The following is a 17,370-nucleotide window of genomic DNA, read 5'->3' as shown; positions in this document are numbered from 1 at the left end:
ATAGTAGTTCTAGGTATCAACCGGTGGCAAGGCGGTCACTCAGGCCGAGCACGCGTCGGTCGGCGACGACGTGCGCCGGGTCGAGACCCCGTCATCGGCCGGGGGTTCGCGCGGCTGTGCGGTTTCGCACGCGGTGCGCGGGGTAGCGATTCGGTATGCGCTCACCGGATGACCGGCAGCCCGTACCGCGCGGTGGCAGTTCGTTCGCCGAACTGGCGCAGCGCTTCGCCGAACGGGTCGCCGCGGTGCGGCCGTGCGTGGACGCGCAGTACGTGCGCCCGGACTGGGTGCAGCGCAACGCCGAGCTCGAACGCGACTTGCTGCCCGTTCCGCCGGTGGACTTCCTGCGCCATCCGTCGATCGCGTTCCAGATGTTCGTCAACGAGCGGCTGCTTCCGCACGAACTGCCGTACGTGCGTGCACGACTGACCGACGAGAGCCTGCTCGCCGAACCGTCGGTGGGTGGGCCCCCAACGGTGCCGTTGCCGGGCACCGACCTCCGGACGTCGTCGAACACCGTGCACCAGCTGTTCCACCTGCTGCGTTACGAGGAGGCGACCGGGCGGCGGATCGACGACGCCGCCACGATCGTGGAATGGGGCGGCGGGTTCGGCGCCCTGATGCGCCTGATCGTCGCCAGGCACGGCGGCGAGCCGACCTGCGTCATCTTCGACACCCCGATCTTCAGCGCCGTGCAGTGGCTGTACCTGTGCGCGGTGTTCGGCGAGGAGCGGATCGTGCTGCACGACACCGCGCCGGTGCGACCGATCCGTGGGCGGGTCAACCTCGTGCCGATCGGCCTGGCGGGCGCGACGGAGGTCGACGCGGACCTGTTCATCTCGAACTGGGCGCTCAACGAGAGCATGCCGAAGGCGAAGCAGGACGTGGTGGACCGCCGCTGGTTCGGCGCCGACTCGCTGCTGCTGGCCATGCACGCCGAGGACCCGTTCACCGAAGCGGTGCGGGCCGCGGGAGCGAGGGCACTGCCCGTCGGCGACTTCTTGCCGGGCCAGCAGTACCTGGTCACCTGATGCGGTGACCAGGTACTGCCGGCCGGGCTCGGACGAGTCCCCCGATTGCGGAGCGGTCCGGTCGGCCCTCTACCCGGCCATCGAAATGTCCCAGAAGTCGGCGTAACGGCCGCCCCGGCGCAGCAGTTCGTCGTGGCTGCCCTGCTCCACGATCCGACCGCCGTCCAGGAAGGCGACCCGATCGGCGCGTTGGACGGTCCGCAGCCGGTGCGCCACCATCACCACCGTCCGACCCCTCATCAGCCGCTCGATGCCCTCGTGGACCGCCGTCTCGTTCACCGGGTCCAGTGCGGAGGTCACCTCGTCCAGCAGCACGATGGGCGCGTTCTTCAGCAGCGCTCGCGCGATCGAGACACGCTGGCGCTCACCACCTGACAGCAGTGCGCCGCCCTCGCCGACCTTGGTCGACCACCCTCCGGGCAGCCGTTCGACCACCTCGTCCAGCTGAGCCGCAGCCGCAGCCGCCCGTACCTCGGCGTCGGCCGCGTCGGGACGGCCCAGGCGCACGTTCTCCTCGATCGTGCCGTCGAAGAGGTACACCTCCTGGAAGACGATGGCGATCTGCGCCATCAACACCTCGCCGTCGATGTCCCGCACGTCCACGCCGCCCACGCGCACCGCGCCCGCGTCCACGTCGTAGAACCGCGCGAGCAGTTGGAGAAGGGTGCTCTTGCCCGCACCCGACGGCCCGACCACGGCAAGCCGCTGTCCCTCCGGCACGGACAACGACACGTCGTCGACCACCGTGCGGTCGCCGTGCCGGAAGGAGACGGAGTCGAACTCGACGTCATGGCCTTCCGGCCGGATCGGTTCACGGGCTTCCGGCAGTGGCTCGGTGCCCAGCACCGTGTCGAGCCTCGCCAGCACCGAACGTGCGCTGCGCAGCCTGCCGCCGAGATCCGACAGTGACAGCAGCGGATCCGCGCAGCGTGCGGCGAGCACCAAAAACGTCAATACCTCTGCCGCACCGATATTTCCGCCGAGCGCGAGGTGCGCACCCAGGACCAGCAACACGGTGAACATCGCCTGCACCGCGAGCGTCAAGGCCACCGCACCGGGCAGCGCCGACAGGATGGTCCGGTGGGATGCGCGTTCGACTGCGAGCAGCGAGTCGTCGAGCAACCGGAAGCGTTCGGCGGTCCGGCCGCCGGCTCGCAGTACCGGTTGTGCCTGGAGGTATTCGACGACTCGCGCGGTGGCCTCGTGGTCGCGTTCGGCGCGCTCCGCGTCGACGGCGGCCATCGAGCGCCCCGTCCGGTGCTGGATCGCCGCCACGACCGGTACCGCGACCGACGCGGCCAGCCCCATCCGCCAGTCGAAGGCGAGCATCACGACGACGATCGTCAGCGGAGTCACGCAGGCGGAGATGAACGGTGCCAGCAGATGCGCCGCCACGCCCATCGCCTGGAGGAGGCCGCGGCCGGCCATGACGGACACCTCCCCGACCCGGCCGGCGCTGTACCGGCCGATCGGCAGGCGGGCCAGGTGGTTGCCGAACCGGTGGTACAGACCCCGCAACAGCGTGGCGCCGACGCGGAAACCGGACAGGTCGCTGCGGTAGCGCAGCACCGCGTAGACCGCGACCGCAGCCCCGAACGCGGCGAGCCAGGGCCGGGCATCCCCGGGATTGCTCCCGAACAGTGCCCGCAGCACCGGCACGAGCAGCGCGTAGGACAGACCTTCGGCGATCGCGGTCACCGCCATCAGGGCCACGGTGCGTCGCATCGGTCGGGTGTACTCACGTCCGAGCACTCGCAGCAGCATTCGGATCATCGCAGCTCGTCTCCTCGCGGTACGCCACGGGTTCCGGTCCCATCGGCGATCGCGGATCGGCGGGAGCGCCAGAACGCGGCGAACTTCCCGTCCTGTGCCAGCAGCTCGGCGGGCTTGCCGCGCTCGGCGATCCGCCCGTTCTCCAGCACCACGACGGTGTCGGCGTCGGCGACCGTCTCCAGGCGGTGGGCGATGACCAGGATCGTCCGCTCGCCCGCCTGCGTCGCCAGTGCCCGGCGCACCGCCTGCTCGGTCCGCGGGTCGGCGAAGGCGGTCGCCTCGTCCAGCACCAGGACGGGCGCGTCGGCGAGGAGTGCGCGGGCGAGCGAGATCCGCTGTGCCTCGCCACCCGACAGCCCGGCCTCGTCACCGAGCACCGTCTCGTATCCGCGCGGCAGTGCGAGGATCCGATCGTGGATGTCCGCCAGCCGGGCAGCGCGTACCACGTCGTCCAGGTCGGCATCCGGCACCGCCAGCGCGATGTTGTCCGCGACGGACGCGCGCAGCAGGCGAACGTCCTGGAAGACGAAGGACACCGTCCGGTAGAGCTCCCGGCTGTCGAGTTCGCGCAGGTCGACACCGCCCAGGGCGACCGAACCGCGGGTCGGGTCGAAGAACCGCGGCAGCAGCCGGACCAGCGTGGACTTCCCGCTGCCCGACGGCCCGACGATCGCGGTGACCGTCCCGGGGTCCAGCACGAGGTCGATCCCGCGCAGCACCTCGTGGTCGTCGGAGTAGCCGAAACGGACGTCACGCAGCTCCACCCGGTGACCCCGTGGTGCGACCGGGTGCGCCGGCTCCGGCAGCGGCGGCACCTGGAGCACGTCCCGGATCCGGCCGACCGCGCGCCGGGCGGCCTGCAGGTCGTCGAAGCCGTGCCCGAGGGCCGCCACCGGGGCGGTCAGGCCCAGCCCGAGCAGCAGGAAGGGCAGCAGGTCGGCCGGGGCCAGACCGCCGTCGGTGATCAGGGCCGCACCGCCGATCAGCACGACCAGCAGCACGAACGGCGGCGACAGCGCCAGCTGCATCCCGGCGGCGATGCCGGAGACACCGCGCACCCACCGGAAGAAGACGCCCACGAAGTCGTCCGCGGCCGTGAGGAACCTGCGGTGGGCGCGCCCGGATCCGCCGAACGCCTTGACCACCGCGATGCCCTGTACGAACTCGACGACGGAACTCGAGATCCGCCCCATGGCCCCGTCGAACTCCTCTTGCTCGCGCCGCCGGGTCGGGGTCGTCATCAGCGGGACCAGCGCCACCGCCAGCACCACCGGTACCAGCGTGATCAGCGTGAGCCGCCAGTCGACGGTGAACAGGTAGACCAGCGACACCAGCGGCACCACGAACGCGGAGACCAGCTCGGCGGGGGCGTGGGCGATGAACGGGTGCACGGCGCCGACGTCCTCCCCCACCACCTTCGCCAACTCGCCGGTCCGACGCCGGGAGAACCAGCCGATCGGTACGCGCCCCAGCCGCGCGGCCAGTTGCCGGCGGAACGTCAGTTGCACCCGGCTGTCGAGGACATGCCCGATCCCCGACGACGCGGCCGTGAACAGCAGTCGGACGAACAGGCCGACCGCACCCGCGACCACGACGAACCAGACATGACCGTGGTCGACCGGACCGGACGACAACAGCACACGACCCAGTTCGACGACCGCCAGCAGCGGCGCCAACCCCGCGATGGCGCCGATGACCTGGAAAACCACAACGGTCGCGAAACCCGGGAGGTACGGGCGCAGCAGCCCTGCCGCGCTCCGTCCCGTCGCAGGACCGGCGTCCGGTGGTGGTGTGGACCGCACGCTCGCCCCGGCAAGGTCAGTGGTGGTCAACGCTCCCCCTCTTCGACACCACGGTCGGCCGTGAGGACCTCATCCGGCCAGGGCGCGGCGCAGTGCTCCGCCGAGTTCGGCGTTCTGCCGCTGCGACACGTCGGCGGACAGGATCGCCTGCGATCCGTGGAACGTGCCGGGCCACTGGTGCAGCTCGACCGGCACGCCGGCCTGGAGCAGGCGCAGCGCGTAGGCGATGTCCTCGTCGCGGTTCGGGCAGAACTCCGCGGTGGAGACGTAGGCGGGTGGCAGGCCGGACAGGTCGGCGGCCCGCGCCGGGGCGGCGTACGGCGTGGCGGGCGCGGAGCCCAGGTAGTGCCGCCACGCAGCGGTGACCTTGTCGCGGGTCATCCACGGCGTATCGGTGAAGTTCCGCGCCGACCACGTTTCCTGGCGGTCGTCCAGCCCGGGCTGGCTGAGCAGCTGGAAACGGATCGGCGGCCCCTGCTCGTCGCGGGCCCGCAACGCCACCCCGGCCGCGAGACCGCCGCCGGCGCTGTGGCCTCCGACCGCGATCCGCTCCGGATCGACGCCCAGTTCGGCCGCGTGCCCGACCGTCCACGCCAGCACGGCCCAGGCGTCGTCCAACGCGGCCGGGAACGGGTGTTCGGGCGCCAGGCGGTACCCCACCGAGATCACCACCGCGCCGGAGCTCTCCGCGATCCGGGCGGCCCACGGGTGCTCGGTGTCCACGGTGCCCATGACGAACCCGCCGCCGTGCAGCCAGACGACGGCCCCCTGCGCCCGGTGCGGGCGATAGATCCGCACCGGCACGTCCGGCTCCGCGGGCACCGTGCGGTCCTCGATCTCCATGCCGGAGGTGTCCGGTGCGGGCACCGCAGCGGCCAACTCGGCGAACTTCGTGCGCGCGGCCACCGGATCGGACAGCTCGGCCCGGGGGAACAACGGGAGGAATGCTTCCAGTTCGGGATCCATGTCGACCATCCTCACGGTCGACCCCCCGGAGATCATCCGCCGCGCGTCGCGCAAACCGCCCGCATCACGCACCGGTCGTCGCCTAGCCTCGCGTCATGGAGGCACTGGCCGAACGGTTGTCGCACCTGGACCCGGAAGCCGGGGGCGCGCTCCGGGTCGTGATGTTCTACGACACGCTGATGCGCCGGCGGGTGGACATCCCGGCGCTCGCCCGCGCCTCGGCGAACCTCGCGGAGTGCGTGGTCGGGGTCCGGCTGCACGGCACGGGACGGGTGATCCGCATGGGGCCCGACGGCCGCCAGGCGCCCGCTCCGGAGCCGCCCGCGTCCACCACGGCACCGATCACCCTCGACGAGGAGGAGATCGGCACGGCGTGGCTGGAACGCCCCGGTCCGCCCCTGCCGCTCGACGACCTGGTGCTGGACCGGCTCGCCATCGCCGCCGCGGCGGTCGTCGAGCGGTACGGCCCGGCCCGCACCACCATGGCCGACCCCGCCCTCATCGAACTGGTGATCAGCGCCGACAGCGACGAGGCGGCCAGGGCACGCGCGCTGCGGCTGCTCGGTTTCGCCGCCGACCTGCCGATCCGCGTCATCGCCGTGCGGTCGCCACTCCCGCTCGACCGGGTCGGAGCCCTGGTCTGCCCGGCCCGCCCGGTGAAGGCGGCTCCGGTCGCCGACGTGGGCGTCATCCTGGCCACCACCGTGGACCCGGCCCGGTTCCCGACCGGGGTGCGGGCGGGCATCGGCGCCGGCGGAAGCCCGGACCGGTCCTGGTGGGAAGCCCGCACCGCCCTCCGCTTCACCACCCCGAACCAGCCCGTCGTCCACTACCACGACCTCGGGGCGTTGGCGCTGCTCGCGCAGGTGCCCCGGGACGCCGCGCGGGACAACGCCGACGTGACCGCGATCGCCCGGGTCGGCGGCAACCCGGAGGACCTGGACACCCTGGACGCCTACTGCGCCACCGGCTCCCTGCGCCGGGCCGCCGACCTCCTCCACCTGCACCACAGCAGCGTCGCCCGCCGGCTCGACCAGCTCGGCCGGACGCTGGGCATCGAGCTGACCGAGCCGACCGGGCTGATCAGGGCCAGGCTCGCCCTCACCGCCTGGCGGCTGCTCGACGCCTGAGGAAGCTCCGCGCTGACGGAACGGCCGTCCACCGCACCGTCAGCGGCGCCGCAGTGACGGGTCGAGCAGCGCGGGTGGCGTGTCGTGCTTCTCGTGCGGGGCCAGGTCGACACCGGGAGGGACGATCGCGTCGATCGCGTCCAGCACGTCGGCGGAGAGCACGGTGTCGGCGGCGGCGAGTTGCGAGTGCAGGTGGTCCAGCGTGCGGGGGCCGACGATCGCACTGGTCACGGCGGGGTGCGCGGTGACGAATCCGAGCGCGAGCTGGATCATGGTCAGGTCGGCCTCGGCCGCGACCACGGCCAACTGCTCGACGGCGTCGAGCCTGGCCCGGTTGGCGGGGATGGTGGTGTCGAAGCGTTGCGGCATGAACGTCGAGCGGTTGGTGGTGATCTCCCGGCCGGCGCGGACGGCACCCGACAGCCAGCCCGACGCCAGCGGGCTCCACACCAGCACACCGAGCCCGTACTGCTCGGTCACCGGCAGCACGTGGGTCTCGACGCCGCGTTGCAGGATCGAGTAGCTGGGCTGTTCGGTGACATAGCGGCTCAGGTGGTGCTCGCGGGCGGCCCACTGGGCTTGCACGAGGCGGTACGCGGGGAAGGTCGAGGAACCGAAGTACCGGATCTTCCCCGCGCGCTGCAGGTCGGTCAACGCCGACAGCGTCTCCTCGTCGCTGGTGCTCGGATCCCACCGGTGGATCTGGTAGAGATCGACGTGGTCGACCCCGAGCCGGCGCAGGCTGTCGTCCAACGCGGTGACCAGCCAGCGCCGGGAGCTGCCCCGGTGGTTGCGCTCGTCGCCCATGGGCATGTTCGCCTTCGTGGCCAGCACGACGTCGTCGCGGCGGCCGGCGATGGCTTTGCCCACCAGCCGTTCCGACTCGCCGCCGCCGTACGCGTCGGCGGTGTCGATGACGTTGATCCCGCCGGCGAGAGCGGCATCGACGACAGCGGTGACCTCGTCCGGGGTGGTGCGCCCGGTCCGGCCGAAGTTCATCGCGCCGAGCGCGAGGGAGCTGACCTGCACACCGGTGCGGCCCAAAGTGCGGTACTGCATGACCGTGTCTCCTCCGTGGCGGGTGACGCGTGGTGGCGGTGCGTGGCTTGGCCGCCGGCTCCGGCTCTGTCATCATGAGCAAACGGAACGTTGTCCCGTTTGACCATACGGAACATTGTCCCGGTTAGCAAAGTCGGCAGCGGAGGGACGGTGCGGTGGACGACGGCGACTGCGGCGCGGGGAACGTGGCCAAGCCCAAGCGGGCGGATGCCAGGCGCAACAAGGAGTCCCTGCTCGACGCGGCGGGCGCGATCTTCGTGACGTCGGGCGTCGAGGCGCCGGTGCGCGACATCGCGGCCAAGGCCGGTGTCGGGACGGCCACCATCTACCGGCACTTCCCGACGCGGGCGGACCTCGTCATCGCCGTCTACCGGCACCAGGTCGAAGCGTGCGCCGAGGCCGGCCCCGCCCTGCTGGAGACCGAACCGACCCCGCACGCCGCACTGGGGCGGTGGATCGACCTCTTCGTCGACTTCCTGGTCACCAAGCACGGGCTCGCCGAGGCGTTGCGGTCCGACCACGCCGGTTTCGACACGCTGCACGCCTACTTCCTCGACCGCCTCGTGCCCGTGTGCGCGCGACTGCTCGACGCTGCCGCTCGTGCCGGCGAGATCCGGGCGGACCTGGACGCCTACGAACTCATGCGCGGCGTCGGGAACCTCTGCATCGGTGCCGCCCAGGATCCCCGCTACGACGCACGTCGACTGGTCGGACTCCTCATCGCGGGTCTACGCCGACCGGACTGACCTCCCGAAACTCCGCCGGATGGTTTTGGCCAAATGCATCAACCATTGCCATCGGTTTCGCACGGGCGTCCGGTGCAACAACCGCGGATTCTCGCCGGCGCACACGATGACGACCTCCCCAGTCAGCGCGCAGTGGAATAATCTTCCGTCCGACTTCCACGCTCCCATTTCCGGTGAAAGTGTTGGCACATCCGGAGCAGGGCGGCGGGCCGAACGTCCGAAGTTTCCGGGGCGCCCTTGAAACGGTCGGTCGGACTGGCTAGACAGCGCTGTGCGAGGAGGAATCGGGATGGACAGGATGACGGTGGAGTTCTGCCTGCTCGACGACGTCCAGGCGCTGGTCGCAGGCGAAACCGTCGACATCGGTCACACCCGTCAACGGGCGGTGCTGGCCGCGCTGCTGGTCGACGCGAACCGCGTGGTGCCGGTCGACCACCTCGTCGACCGGGTGTGGGGCGAACAGCGGCTGCCGGTCCGGCCGTCCAGCGCGGTGCAGACCTACATCAGCCTCCTGCGGCGTGCCCTGGCCAAAGCCGAGGGCGCGACGATCGACCGGCGGTCGGACGGCTACCGGATGTCGGTGGACACCGCCTCGGTCGACCTGCACGTGTTCCGCCACCTGATCGACCGGGCGCGCGACGCCGAGGACGACGCTCGCGCCGTGGACCTGTTCAAGCAGGCTTTCAAGTTGTGGCGGGGGCAGCCGTTCGGCGCACTCGACACGTCATGGCTCGCCTCGATCCGCACCGCGCTGGAAGAGGAGCGGTACACCGCGCAGCTCGATCTCACCGACGTCCTGCTCCGCCGGGGGCAACACGCGGAGCTGCTCACCGACCTGTCCGACCGGGTCGCCCTGCGCCCGCTCGACGAACGCCTGGCCGGGCAGTTGATGCTCGCCCTCTACCGCAGCGGACGCCAAGCCGACGCGCTGCGGCACTACGAGAGGACCCGACGGCGACTGGCCGAAGAGCTGGGCGCCGATCCCAGCCAACCGCTCCGGTCGCTGCACCAACGCATCCTCGCCGCCCACCCGGACCTCACCGCACCGACGCGGCGGTCGACCCCATCCTCCGCCGCACCGGCTCCGCTCCCCCGCCAACTGCCGGCTCCACCCGGGACCTTCACCGGCCGGGCGCACGAACTGGCCGAGCTGACCGCCGCCCTGGACGCCGGTGTCGCCCGGGGCGGCACGGTGGCGATCTCGGCGATCGGCGGTGCGGGCGGGGTCGGCAAGACCTGGCTGGCCCTGCACTGGGCGCACCGGAACACCGACCGGTTCCCGGACGGCCAGCTCTTCGTCAACCTGCGCGGCTTCGACCCCACGGCGGCACCGCTGCCGGCGGCGGTGGCGCTGCGCGGTTTCCTGGATGCCTTCCAGGTCGACCCCCACACCATTCCGGCCGACCCGGAAGCCCAGGCGGCGCTGTACCGGAGCCTGGTCGCCGGCAAGCGCATGCTCGTCGTGCTGGACAACGCCCACGACACCGCCCAAGCCGTGCCGCTGCTGCCCGGGAGTCCGCTGTGCACCGTCCTGGTCACCAGCCGGCACCAGCTCCCCGGCCTGATCACCGGGCACGACGCGCGACCGCTCACGCTCGACGTGCTCGACCCGCCCGACGCGCGGGAGCTGCTCGTCCGCCACCTCGGGCACGACCGCGTGGCGGCCGAACCGGACGCCGTGGACGAGCTGCTCGCCTGCTGCGCGGGCCTCCCGCTGGCGTTGAGCATCCTGGCCGCGCGAGCCGCCGCCCATCCCGACTTCCCGCTCGCCGTGCTGGCCGAGGAACTCCGCCAGGACCGCGACCGGCTGGACGCGTTGGACGCCGGCGAGCTGTCCGCCAACCTGCGAGCGGTGTTCTCCAGCTCCTACCGCGCGCTCGACACGGCGGCCGAGCTGTTCGGGCTGCTCGGCTCGGCACCGGGACCGGACATCGGCCTGTGCGCGGCGGCATCCCTGGTCGGCCGGCCGCTCGCGGCCACCGCCGACCTCTTCAGACAGCTGGAACGGGCCCACCTGGTCCAACAGCACCAGCCGGGCCGCTACCGGATGCACGACCTCATCCGGCTGTACGCCACCGAACAGGCGCAGCGCCACCCCGACGCCGACCGCGACGCGGCCTACCGGCGGTTGATCGACTTCTACGTGCACACCGCCGCCGGCGGCGACCACCTCCTGGAGCCCCACCGCGCACGGATCGAACTGGATCGACCGGAACCCGGCTGCGCCCCGCAGCCGCTCGCCGACCCGGCCGCCGCGACGCAGTGGTTCGCCGCCGAACACGCCTGCCTGCTCGCCGCGCAGGAGTGGGCCGCGGACCGCGACCGGCACGAGCAGGTGTGGCAACTCGCTTGGACGCTGCACACCTTCCAACGCAGGCAAGGCCACCTGCACAACGAGATCACCACGTGGCGGACCGGGCTCGAAGCGGCCCGGCGGCTCGGTGATCCGACCATCGCCATCCAGGCGCACCGCTGGCTCGGCGACGCGTTCACCAGGGCGCAGCGGCACGACGAAGCCCACGACCACCTCCGGCAGGCCCTCACGCTGGCCGAGCAGTCCCAGGACGTCCGAGGCCAAGCGCACACCCACCACGCCTTCGCGTGGGCGTGGGAACTGCGGGGGGACCACCGCAACGCCTTGGTCCACGCGACCCGCGCGCTGCGGCTGTACCAGGTCCTGGGCGACCAGGTGGGCGAAGCCAGGGCGTTCAACCAGGCGGGCTGGCACCACGCCCGACTCGGCGACTACGCCGACGCCCGCGCGTTCTGCGAACGGGCCCTGGTCCTCAACCGCCGGCAGCAGGACATCGACGGCGAGGCGGCCACCGGGGACAGCCTGGGCTACATCGCCCACCAGACCGGCCGGCACGCCGACGCGCTGCGCCACTACCTCCACACCCTCACCCTGTTCCGCCGCGTGGGCAACACCTACCAGACGGCCGACACCCTGGAACGGCTCGGGCAGACCCACCTCGCCCTCGGCCGGCCCGCCGAAGCCCGGCTCGCCTGGTCGCAGGCGTCGGACCTGTACCGCGCCCACCGGCGCACCGCCGACCTCGACCGCGTCCGGCAGTGCCTGGCGGATCTCGACGGCTGAGGCCGCGCACGCTCCTCTGCCGCGAGTCGGCCCGCAGGCGGCCGGTACAGGGCGTGAGCCGTGCCTCGCCGCCGCGCCGTGCGCGTACGAGACGACGGCGAGGGCACGGATCACGTCAGCGGCACTGCCGGTGGCTGCCGAACGGGTCGTCGAGCGCCCGGCCGACAGACCTCCACCCGGTGAGTTCCTCGACCGGTCCCGACGACGTGGCGGCCGCGTCCTGTGGAACGACTTCGAGGTTCTCATGACTCCCCTGCCGCCGAGGTGCCCCGCCGATGGCGCGACACCCGCACCTGAACACCGGTCAGCGTGGACCACGGCGCTCCGGCACCTCTTTGGGACGGCTTTGGTGGCCGGGTCGGACCGGGTTCGCGGGACGACACGGCGCTCGTCGCCGGCGGTCCGGAGAATCGTCCCTCGTCGGCAAGCACCCGGGCGCCCGGCGCGCGATACCACAGCTCGAACAAGGTCGTCGCCGTGATCGGCACTTGCGCGCGTGATTACTCCGCTGCCTTCGGCGGAACAAGGTCCGCGGAAGAAAGCTCCCTGAACGGGCGCTGGCCGTACGGGTCGGCCAGTGAAATGCAGTCGTGGGACGAAAGGCGCAGGATGTGGCACGGCTACCCGGACGGCCGCTTGTCTCCGGCGACGAACGGCAATAAATTCATCATGAATCTTCTCCCATCGCCATCCATCGCCAAGCTTCGTTCAACGCGCGGTCCAGCCGTGGCTTTGTCGCCATGAGGAGTCCCACCGCGCGGACACGTGAGAAATCGCAGCGGCGTGTACACCCGGAGCAGGTCCGGGGGCCGGAACAAAGCGGCCACGGAACATCCTCGGAACGCTCCCGTACACGGGTTGTTCGTCGAGCAGGCTCGCGCGAATCCATGGCGGCCCCGCGACCCCGCGGCAACGGAGAAACACACCACCGGCCGAGGAGGCACCATGACACCACAGAGCCAGGCAACCGATCTCGTGGGACGGCTCGGCACGCTGCGCGCGGAACAACCGGTCGGCAACGCCGTTCTGGACAAGGTGAACGACGGCACCGTCACCGAGGGCGACCTGCGCGGGATGGTCCTGACCGAACTGCAGGCCCACCAAGCGGAGCTGGTGGCCTACGGCGTGGGGCTGGCGAAGTACCCGCACTCACCGGCGACGCCGTTCTTCACGCAGATCACCGAGCTGGTCGCGAACGCGACGCCCAAGCTCGTCGCGTGTGCCCGTGCACTCGGGCTCGGGGACGCCGACCTGCGGCGCAGGGAGCCCGACCCGACGATCTACGCGTTCAGCGGCTGCTTGTCGTGGATCGCGGTGACCGGCCGCCAGGCGTCGCTCGCCCTGGCCCTGCACACCGACATGACCGTCTACTTCCCGGACTGCCTCGCGATCGCCACCGGGGTGCGGAAGTCGGCGCTCGCCGCGCCGGACGAGTTCTTCGACTACTACGAGGGGACGGCGTCGGAGGAGCTGCTCGCCCTGGCGTCGGAGGTGGTCGACGACGGTCTCCGCCGCGGCGACGACCCGGACGAGGCCGTTTTCTCGGCCCGCCTGCTGGAGGCCAACATCGGACAATTCTGGCGCGCTGCCGCCGAATCCTGGTCCTGACCACGTGGACGGGAGGGGATCACCATGCGCGTCGGCATCGTCGGGGCCGGGATCGCCGGCCTGGTCACCGCCTGGCTGCTCGACCGGACGTGCACCGCGACCGTGCTGGAGGCCCGTTCCCGGGTCGGGGGGAACGCGCGGTCCGCGACGGGGTGCGTCGACGGCGTGGCCGGGGTGTTCGACCTGGGCACCCAGGAAGTCGCGGCGGACGAGTCCTCGCTGCACACCGCCCTGCTGACCGCCGTCGGCCTCGATGAGCGGCACCTGGCCGACGTCCCGTCCTCCCACACGTTCTCCGCAGCGGGGCACGCCTTCCCGCTGCTGGTGGGCAACCACCCCGACCGACCCGTTCACGTGGGCCGCGGGCCGGCGTGGGAAACGGTGCGGTCATTCCTCGAAGGCGTGGGGGAACCACCGGACTGGCACGTCCCGTTCGGTGCGGTGGTGGAGCCCTTCTCCCTGCCTCCGGAGGTGCGGGACCACGTCCTGTACGCCCTGCCCGCCAGTCTGTTCGGGTGCCCGGTGGCGGACGTGCCCGCGCTGTCGGCGCGTGTCGTCCTGACCGATCTGCTGGGTGTCGCGGACGACACGGTGCCGCGGGCGCGCATTCTGCGCAGCGGCATGGAAAGCCTCGCCTGGGCGCTGGCCGCGCAGCTCACGACCGCCGAGATCCGCACCGGGGCGGAGGTCGACCGCGTCGAACGCACCGACGACGGGTACCTGCTCATCGACACCACCGGCCGCCGCTGTGCGGTGGAGCAGCTGGTGCTGGCCGTACCGGCGCCGACCGCGCTGCGCCTGCTGCCCCCGTCGATGACCGGCCCCGGCACGCCGCTGCACGTGTTGCGCCGGTTCACCTACCGGCCGCTGCGCTACGCCCTGCACCTGGACCCCGCCTACGTGCCGCACGACCGCTCCCTGTGGTCCACCCAGAACCTGGTCAGCCACGACGGCTGGGCGGAGGCCAGCTACTGGTACGGACCCTCCTACGGCGTCGACGTGTTCAAGAGCCAGATCACCCACCGCTCCGCACCTCCGCGCCGGGTCCTGGCGACGAGCACCTTCCAGGCCCTGTCACCCACGACCGACGCGATCGGCGCGAGACAGGCGCTGGCAGCGCTGCAAGGACACGACGGCCTGCACTTCGCCGGCCACTACACCACCGGACCGGGTGACCAGGAGAGCGCGATCGCCTCGGGAGTCGACGTGGCCCGCCGGATCGCACCGGACAGCACCCGTCTGCGGCTACTGCCCACACCCTGACCCACTAGGGAGGACCTCATGTCCGGCACCGACTCCCCGACGCTCATCGACGTGCTCATCCCGTGCGTCGACGTGTCGGTCGGGCGTTCCACGGAGGCCACCGGCATCTCCGGCGTACAGGACCCGTGGAACCCGGTCGAGCTGGTCAGGCGCTACGCCGAAGCGGGCGTGCGACGGGTCCTGCTCGACTTCATGGACACCTGGGAGCGGGTCGACGAAGCGGTGCGGATCATCGCCGGCGTGGCCCCGTCCGTCGAAGCCGTGGTGTCGCTGCACCACGGCCGCATCCCCTCGGTCGAAGCCTGCGGGACGCTGCTGGAGGCCGGCGCCGCGGCGGTGTCGGTCAGCACGAGCGTGGTCACCGACCCGGACACCGTCTCGGCCGCCACCGCGCGCTTCGGATGCGACCGGGTGGTGGGCACGGTCAACGCCAGGGTCCGGCACGACGGGCACGGCGGGCACGACGGCTGGACGGTCTACGTGGACGGCGGCGAGGAGGCCACCGGGATCGACGTCGTCCCGTTCGGGCGGACGCTCGCCGAACTCGGCTGCGGGATGGTGATCGCCAACTGCGCCGACCGCGAGGGCACCGGGCTCGGCTTCGACCACGCGCTCACCCGCGCCCTGGTCGACGCCACCGGGCTGCCCGTGGTCGCCTCCGGCGGCAGCCGGAGCATCGAGGACCTGCACCTGGGCATCACGGCGGGCGGCGCTTCCTACGTGCTGGCCAACAGGATGCTGCACTCCGGCAGGGTCTCGCTCCAGGACGTCCGCCGCAGCCCGTTGCCCGGCGGGCGGTGACCCGTGCGCAGCGTCGTCTTCTCCCGCCACGGGCCCGCGTCCCGCGTCGTCGCCCTGACCGGGCGGCCCCGCCCCCGGCCCGGCGCCGGAGAGGTCCTGGTGAGAGTCCGGGCGCGCCCGGTCAACCCGTCCGACGAGCTGTACGTCGAGGGACGTTACGGCCGCCGGCCCGCCCTGCCCGCCGTGCCGGGCTTCGAAGGCGTCGGCACCGTCGAGGAGACCACGACCGGAAGCCCCGCCGTAGGGCAACGCGTGGCCGTGTCCGCGCAGGGAACCTGGCAGGAGTACGTGGTGGTGCCGGAAGCGGATCTCATCCCGGTACCCGACCGGCTGCCGGACCACGTGGCCTGCCAGCTCACCGTCAACCCCCTCACCGCGCTCCTGCTGACCCGCCGACTCGCGTTGCGCGCCGGCGACTGGCTGCTGATCACCGCGGCAGGCTCCGCGCTGTCCCGGATGGTCCTCCACCTGGTGCGCCGCGACGACGTCCGGTGCGTCTGCGTCGTCCGCGACGACCGTCACGACGACCTCACCCGCGCCGGAGCGTCCGCCGTGGTCAACGCCGCCACCGACGACGTGGTCGGTCGCGTGCGCGAAGTGACCGGCGGAGAAGGCGTGCACGCCGTGCTCGACGCCGTCGGCGGGGAACCGGGCAGCACGGCCCTGCGCTGCCTCCGCAGCGGCGGACAGGCGGTCGTGCTCGGCATGCTCGACGGCGGGACGATCGGCGTCACGCCCCACGCCCTGGTGTTCTCCGACCTGACCATCCGCGGCTTCTGGCTCCCCTACCACCTTTCCCGCCAGTCCCCCGAAGTCCGTGCCGAACTGGCGGAACGCGCCATCGACCTGCTGAGCGCACCCGGCTTCGCGGCGCCCGTCGCGGCCACCTACGACCTGGACGACGTCGCCGCCGCACTCGACCACGTCCACCGACCAGGCCGTCACGGCAAGGTGATCCTCACCGGCTGACCCGCTCCCACCTTCCCGGGGTCGACGGCCCACGCGGTTTCCACCTGTGGCACCAGCGGGCCAGTGCGATGAGTCCATTGGCAGTCGGGCCAAGGGCCGGAAAACTCGGGACAGCGGCTGTCAGGACTCCGGTCGGCAGCAGCCGGCGGGGTGGACGACATCCGTCCACCCGGCAGGCGGTACGAGCGGCACCGCGGCTCGGACCGCACCGGTGGAGGAGGCTGTACGGACTGGTTTGTAAGGCAGTGGTTCGCGAAGCGGGTCGGGAGGGCGGCGGTGCGCGCCACCGGGGTCACGCCCCGCGCATCAACTTGATGACCGCCTGCGTGCGATCGTTGACCGCGAGCTTGTAGAAAACCGCGTGCAAGTGGTTTTTAACAGTGTGTTCGGAGATTCCAAGGGACCGCGCGATCTGCCTGTTCGACAGCCCCTCGACCAGCAGTCGGGTGACGTGCTCTTCCCGGTCCGTCAGATTCCACTCGACCGGCGCTTCGCCTTCCGGGGACGGCTCCGCGCCGTTCCGCGGGTTGATCGCCTCCATGCGGTCGAGCATTTCCCGCGCGATACCCTGTTGGGCGCGGGCCAGGCGGATCAACTCGTCGATCGTCGACGCTCCGCTCGCGTCGCCTCGAGCAGCTTCGTGGTACAAGGGCAACTCCCGCCTGCTCACCACCACTTACGAGTCCTCACTGACTAGAAACTAATTTAGGGATCGTCCGCCGACGACAATATCGGCCATTCAGGCTGCTTTCCGGTGGGCGGGACAACCGCCGGTGACAACCGTGCCGATCACCACCGGCGGTTGTTCACACCGGTGCACGACGCCACCGCGCGGTTTCGTGGCGACTTCGTCCGCCACTCGTCGCACGGCATTCGCCGGCCCGGTGGCGGGACGTGGAACCGTTCGGGCGGTGCGCAAGCGAAGCCGTTCGGGCGGTGTCCGAGCGAAGCCGGCCGGGACGGCACGAAGGATCTCCGCCGTGCGAGCCGGTTCCTCCGGTTCAGCCCGTGCGTACCGGGCTTTCCGGTTCGGCCCGTGCGGGCCATTGCCGTGGGTTCGGCCATCACAGATGGTCGAGGTGCTGCCCGCGGCGAGAGGAGCATGCATGAGTGACGTCGGGGGCA

Annotated in this window: 13 protein-coding genes; 8 read left to right on the top strand and 5 right to left on the bottom strand. The window is 71.7% G+C overall.

Annotated features, from left to right (window positions below; all coding sequences use genetic code 11):
• Positions 1 to 155: 155 nt before the first annotated feature.
• Complete coding sequence (locus tag FHS29_RS31575) at positions 156 to 1,031, top strand: class I SAM-dependent methyltransferase (protein ID WP_184697068.1); 876 nt, start codon at positions 156 to 158, stop codon at positions 1,029 to 1,031.
• A 69-nt stretch (positions 1,032 to 1,100) separates the two neighbouring features.
• Here the strand turns inward: FHS29_RS31575 and FHS29_RS31570 are convergent, their stop codons facing one another.
• From FHS29_RS31570 to FHS29_RS31560, 3 genes are read right to left on the bottom strand one after another with little or no spacing between them, the layout of a single operon-like run.
• Positions 1,101 to 2,756 (bottom strand): ABC transporter ATP-binding protein, encoded by a 1,656-nt coding sequence (locus FHS29_RS31570; RefSeq protein WP_246441038.1) that lies wholly within the window; start codon positions 2,754 to 2,756, stop codon positions 1,101 to 1,103.
• Positions 2,757 to 2,800: 44 nt separating this feature from the next.
• Positions 2,801 to 4,636: an ABC transporter ATP-binding protein gene (locus FHS29_RS31565; protein WP_184697062.1), complete on the bottom strand. Its 1,836-nt coding sequence runs from the start codon at positions 4,634 to 4,636 to the stop codon at positions 2,801 to 2,803.
• A gap of 39 nt (positions 4,637 to 4,675) precedes the next feature.
• The gene (locus FHS29_RS31560; protein WP_184697059.1) at positions 4,676 to 5,572 is read right to left on the bottom strand and encodes an alpha/beta hydrolase; all 897 of its coding nucleotides are present in this window, start codon (positions 5,570 to 5,572) and stop codon (positions 4,676 to 4,678) included.
• Between the two features lie 95 nt (positions 5,573 to 5,667).
• Between FHS29_RS31560 and FHS29_RS31555 the strand changes: the two genes are divergently transcribed.
• The gene (locus tag FHS29_RS31555) at positions 5,668 to 6,702 is read left to right on the top strand and encodes a PucR family transcriptional regulator (protein ID WP_184697056.1); all 1,035 of its coding nucleotides are present in this window, start codon (positions 5,668 to 5,670) and stop codon (positions 6,700 to 6,702) included.
• 39 nt (positions 6,703 to 6,741) lie between these two features.
• Here the strand turns inward: FHS29_RS31555 and FHS29_RS31550 are convergent, their stop codons facing one another.
• Complete coding sequence (locus FHS29_RS31550; RefSeq protein ID WP_184697053.1) at positions 6,742 to 7,761, bottom strand: aldo/keto reductase; 1,020 nt, start codon at positions 7,759 to 7,761, stop codon at positions 6,742 to 6,744.
• 155 nt (positions 7,762 to 7,916) lie between these two features.
• On the opposite strand from FHS29_RS31550, the gene FHS29_RS31545 reads away from it, so the two are divergent.
• The 6 genes from FHS29_RS31545 to FHS29_RS31520 all read left to right on the top strand — a co-directional run bounded on the left by FHS29_RS31545 (position 7,917) and on the right by FHS29_RS31520 (position 16,245).
• Positions 7,917 to 8,507 carry a TetR/AcrR family transcriptional regulator gene (locus FHS29_RS31545; protein WP_184697050.1) on the top strand — a complete coding sequence of 197 codons (591 nt, stop codon included), beginning with the start codon at positions 7,917 to 7,919 and terminating at the stop codon, positions 8,505 to 8,507.
• Between the two features lie 289 nt (positions 8,508 to 8,796).
• Positions 8,797 to 11,604, top strand: coding sequence for an AfsR/SARP family transcriptional regulator (locus tag FHS29_RS31540; RefSeq protein ID WP_312865186.1), 2,808 nt, complete (start codon positions 8,797 to 8,799; stop codon positions 11,602 to 11,604).
• Positions 11,605 to 12,549: 945 nt separating this feature from the next.
• Positions 12,550 to 13,212, top strand: a complete 663-nt coding sequence (locus tag FHS29_RS31535) for a hypothetical protein (RefSeq protein ID WP_184697047.1) — start codon at positions 12,550 to 12,552, stop codon at positions 13,210 to 13,212.
• A gap of 24 nt (positions 13,213 to 13,236) precedes the next feature.
• Positions 13,237 to 14,475: an FAD-dependent oxidoreductase gene (locus FHS29_RS31530; RefSeq protein ID WP_184697044.1), complete on the top strand. Its 1,239-nt coding sequence runs from the start codon at positions 13,237 to 13,239 to the stop codon at positions 14,473 to 14,475.
• Between the two features lie 18 nt (positions 14,476 to 14,493).
• A complete protein-coding gene (locus FHS29_RS31525; RefSeq protein WP_184697041.1) occupies positions 14,494 to 15,276 on the top strand; it encodes a HisA/HisF-related TIM barrel protein in 783 nt (260 codons plus the stop codon).
• A gap of 3 nt (positions 15,277 to 15,279) precedes the next feature.
• Positions 15,280 to 16,245 (top strand): zinc-dependent alcohol dehydrogenase family protein, encoded by a 966-nt coding sequence (locus FHS29_RS31520; protein ID WP_184697025.1) that lies wholly within the window; start codon positions 15,280 to 15,282, stop codon positions 16,243 to 16,245.
• A gap of 292 nt (positions 16,246 to 16,537) precedes the next feature.
• Here the strand turns inward: FHS29_RS31520 and FHS29_RS31515 are convergent, their stop codons facing one another.
• Positions 16,538 to 16,921, bottom strand: coding sequence for a response regulator transcription factor (locus FHS29_RS31515; protein ID WP_312865185.1), 384 nt, complete (start codon positions 16,919 to 16,921; stop codon positions 16,538 to 16,540).
• Between the last annotated feature and the right edge of the window lie 449 nt (positions 16,922 to 17,370).

This window comes from Saccharothrix tamanrassetensis, assembly GCF_014203665.1.
In the GTDB taxonomy this organism is placed as follows: Bacteria; Actinomycetota; Actinomycetes; order Mycobacteriales; family Pseudonocardiaceae; genus Actinosynnema; species Actinosynnema tamanrassetense.
This window is presented reverse-complemented; position numbering and strand designations above follow the sequence as displayed.

Coding starts and splice junctions, on each gene's coding strand:
- FHS29_RS31575 (WP_184697068.1), top strand. CDS start 156: ATGCGCTCACCGGATGACCGGCAGCCCGTACCGCGCGGTGGCAGTTCG.
- FHS29_RS31570 (WP_246441038.1), bottom strand. CDS start 2,756: ATGCGACGCACCGTGGCCCTGATGGCGGTGACCGCGATCGCCGAAGGT.
- FHS29_RS31560 (WP_184697059.1), bottom strand. CDS start 5,572: ATGGATCCCGAACTGGAAGCATTCCTCCCGTTGTTCCCCCGGGCCGAG.
- FHS29_RS31555 (WP_184697056.1), top strand. CDS start 5,668: ATGGAGGCACTGGCCGAACGGTTGTCGCACCTGGACCCGGAAGCCGGG.
- FHS29_RS31550 (WP_184697053.1), bottom strand. CDS start 7,761: ATGCAGTACCGCACTTTGGGCCGCACCGGTGTGCAGGTCAGCTCCCTC.
- FHS29_RS31540 (WP_312865186.1), top strand. CDS start 8,797: ATGGACAGGATGACGGTGGAGTTCTGCCTGCTCGACGACGTCCAGGCG.
- FHS29_RS31535 (WP_184697047.1), top strand. CDS start 12,550: ATGACACCACAGAGCCAGGCAACCGATCTCGTGGGACGGCTCGGCACG.
- FHS29_RS31530 (WP_184697044.1), top strand. CDS start 13,237: ATGCGCGTCGGCATCGTCGGGGCCGGGATCGCCGGCCTGGTCACCGCC.
- FHS29_RS31525 (WP_184697041.1), top strand. CDS start 14,494: ATGTCCGGCACCGACTCCCCGACGCTCATCGACGTGCTCATCCCGTGC.